Source organism: Streptomyces abyssalis (assembly GCF_001751365.1).
Taxonomy (GTDB): domain Bacteria; phylum Actinomycetota; class Actinomycetes; order Streptomycetales; family Streptomycetaceae; genus Streptomyces; species Streptomyces abyssalis.
In genome coordinates, this window is sequence record NZ_LJGT01000034.1 from 1 (window position 1) to 278 (window position 278).

At 58.3% G+C, this 278-nt stretch carries 1 rRNA gene; it reads left to right on the forward strand.

From position 1 onward, the window contains the following. Positions 1-155: 155 nt before the first annotated feature. Positions 156-272: ribosomal RNA gene (gene rrf / locus AN215_RS00215) — 5S ribosomal RNA — on the forward strand. The last annotated feature ends 6 nt before the right edge of the window (positions 273-278 follow it).

The window sequence follows — 278 nt, forward strand, 5'->3', positions numbered from 1 at the left end:
TGACCACACATGCTTCGCGTCCACTGTGCAGTATCTGAAACAACAACCCCCCGCACCCCACTACCAGGGGTCGTCGGCCGGTTGTTAAGTGAAGAGTGCGCTGACACAACACAGAGAACACAGAGTTTTCCCCCACCCGTGTGTGGGGGGTGTGTTTCGGTGGTCATAGCGTGAGGGAAACGCCCGGTCACATTCCGAACCCGGAAGCTAAGCCTTACTGCGCCGATGGTACTGCATGCGGGAGCGTGTGGGAGAGTAGGACACCGCCGAACTATCAC